Origin of the sequence: Brevibacillus panacihumi W25, from assembly GCF_000503775.1 — a bacterium.
GTDB classification, from domain to species: Bacteria; Bacillota; Bacilli; order Brevibacillales; family Brevibacillaceae; genus Brevibacillus; species Brevibacillus panacihumi_A.
On record NZ_KI629789.1, the window covers coordinates 1 to 2,526 of the forward strand.

Below are 2,526 nucleotides of genomic sequence, written 5' to 3' on the forward strand. Positions count from 1 at the left end.
AGTAAGCGTCTAATAAGACAGTGGATAGAAACCTCCCTAAAACTATAGGACAATCCTCTCAAGTAAAGTTTTTAAAGTAAAGTTGAAAAACTTGAAAGGGGTTTAGAGTTGGATACCAGGGAAGTCACTACCCAATATCGTTTCAACCAGTGGACTGAGATCGTCCGTAAATGCCGCAGTAGTGGCCAGACAGTCGCTGTGTGGTGTGCTGAGAATAACATCAAACCATCAAGCTATTATTATTGGTTAAGAAGGATCCGTAAAGCCGCCTGCGAAGCGCTTCCGTCACTTAGTGGAAACAATCCAATCGTTCCAGTACATATTCCAAACCACGCAGTTGAAACTTGCTCTTCGGATCAAGAATCATCGGATATTGTCTTGCGTTTTGGGGCTGTAACACTGGAGATTCGCAACCATGCATCAGCAACATTGATCGAAAACACCCTGAGGGCACTGCAACATGTTCGGTGATATCTCGAAAGCAGATAAAATCTATATTGCTTGTGGGTATACCGACATGCGAAAGTCCATTGATGGACTCGCCGCCATTGTCCAGCAGAACTATCAGTTGAACCCTTTCCAGAACAGTCTGTTTCTCTTTTGTGGTAGGCGACGTGATCGGTTGAAAGCACTCTGTTGGGAGGGAGATGGATTTGTTCTCCTTTACAAGCGATTGGAAAACGGAAGTTTTCAATGGCCAATGAATGCCGAAGCCGTTCGCTCTATCACCTACCAGGAATTTCGCTGGCTTCTCGAAGGCTTATCCATAGACCAACCGAAGGCCGTGAAAAAGATCAATATTACCGCCTGTATGTAACAACAAAAAATCCCGCAAATACGCATGGTTACTGGGCTTTTTCACACTTTTATGCTATAATGGGTAGAAGTAGAAAACGCTAAAGGAACGGGTATGATGAGCGCTGCAGATCAGATAAAAACACTCGAAAAACGCATATCCGATTTGGAGCAGGAAAACAAACGTCTCCATGATTCCGTTGAATATCTGACGCGAAAGCTCTTCGGCAGAAGTACGGAGAAGACATCGTCCCTTTCTTTGGGGCAGATGTCTCTTTTTGATGAAGCAGAAACCCAATCGGATCCGGTAGCAGCAGAGCCCGATCTCAAGCAGGTAGAGAATTACCGACGAAAGAAATTCAAAGGTCAGCGGAAGGAACTCCTGAAGGATATCCCACACGACAAACGCCTCTGTACCCTGGTTAAAGAAGACCGCTTTTGTGAAACATGCAACACCGACCTTGTGTCGGTTGGCGAAGAGTTTGTCCGCACGGAAATCGAGTTCATTCCAGCCCAGGTTAGGGTCATTGACTATTACCGTGAAACCTTTGAGTGCCGCACCTGTCGTAAGGATGGGAAACCCTACATGGAAAAATCACCGATGCCTGATCCGGTGATTCAGCATTCCATGGCATCCGCCTCCACAGTCGCATGGGTGATGCATCAGAAGTTTGTCAACGCCCTTCCCCTTTACCGTCAGGAAAAGGAGTGGAAGTCACTAGGTGTGAACCTAAGTCGTGCCACCATGGCCAACTGGATACTGGCCGCATCCCGCGACTGGTTGATGCCATTGGTGAAGCTCATGCATCAGAAGCTCTTGCAAGAAAACTATTTGCATGCGGATGAAACCACCGTCCAAGTAATGAATGAAGAAGGACGGAAAAATACTACTGACTCCTACATGTGGGTATATAGCAGCGGCCAGCATGGCAAACACCCTATTCGAATCTTCGAGTATCAGCCTGGCAGAAGTGGCAAATACCCTCAGGAATTCCTAAAAGGGTTCAAAGGGTACCTTCATTCGGATGCATACGCGGGGTACAAAAAGATTACAGGTATCAAAAGGTGCCTTTGTTGGACGCATCTTCGGAGGAAATTCGTTGATGCTCTTCCGAAAGATATACATCGGCCGGAAGCCACCCTTCCAAGCCAAGGCATTACATTCTGCAACAACCTCTTCGAGATTGAAAAGAAGCTCGTGAATCTCTCTAGCGAACAACGTAAATCGGAGCGTCTGAAACAGGAAAAACCCGTTTTAGAGGCTTTTTGGGCATGGATCGATTCTACCAGAGGGAAGGTACTACCCAAATCCAAACTAAGCGAGGCTTTGACTTATGCTCTGAACCATAAGGAAGAGTTTATGAATTATCTTGAGGATGGCAACTGCTCCATTTCGAACAACCTTGCTGAAAATAGCATTCGTCCCTTTACCATCGGACGCAAAAATTGGCTTTTTAGCGGAAGCCCGAAAGGAGCTTCGGCGAGTGCAGCTGTTTATAGCATCATCGAAAGTGCCAAGGCAAATGGCCTACATCCATACAAATATCTAAATTTTATCTTTAAAAACTTGCCGGGCGTACAGTTCGGACAGCATCCGGAATTTCTTGAGGATTACCTTCCGTGGAGTCCAGAAGTTCAAGAAGCCTGCAAATAGGGCAAAACTCAGAGAGCAGAACTCAGTTTACACGAGTTTCTGCTCTTTTTCTATCCACCGAGTTATTTGACGCTTAC

Annotated in this window: 3 protein-coding genes; all 3 read left to right on the top strand. The window is 46.0% G+C overall.

Annotated features, from left to right (window positions below; translation table 11 throughout):
* Positions 1-108: 108 nt before the first annotated feature.
* Positions 109-471, top strand: coding sequence for an IS66 family insertion sequence element accessory protein TnpA (gene tnpA / locus T458_RS58085; protein WP_084567915.1), 363 nt, complete (start codon positions 109-111; stop codon positions 469-471).
* Entirely contained in the window at positions 461-817 is a 357-nt protein-coding gene (tnpB, locus tag T458_RS55900; RefSeq protein ID WP_023554885.1) for an IS66 family insertion sequence element accessory protein TnpB, read from the top strand. The genes tnpA and tnpB overlap by 11 nt, the downstream gene beginning before the upstream one ends.
* Before the next feature lie 96 nt (positions 818-913).
* A complete protein-coding gene (gene tnpC, locus T458_RS55905) occupies positions 914-2,449 on the top strand; it encodes an IS66 family transposase (RefSeq protein ID WP_023554886.1) in 1,536 nt (511 codons plus the stop codon).
* Positions 2,450-2,526: the final 77 nt, after the last annotated feature.

Coding starts and splice junctions, on each gene's coding strand:
- tnpB (WP_023554885.1), top strand. CDS start 461: ATGTTCGGTGATATCTCGAAAGCAGATAAAATCTATATTGCTTGTGGG.
- tnpC (WP_023554886.1), top strand. CDS start 914: ATGAGCGCTGCAGATCAGATAAAAACACTCGAAAAACGCATATCCGAT.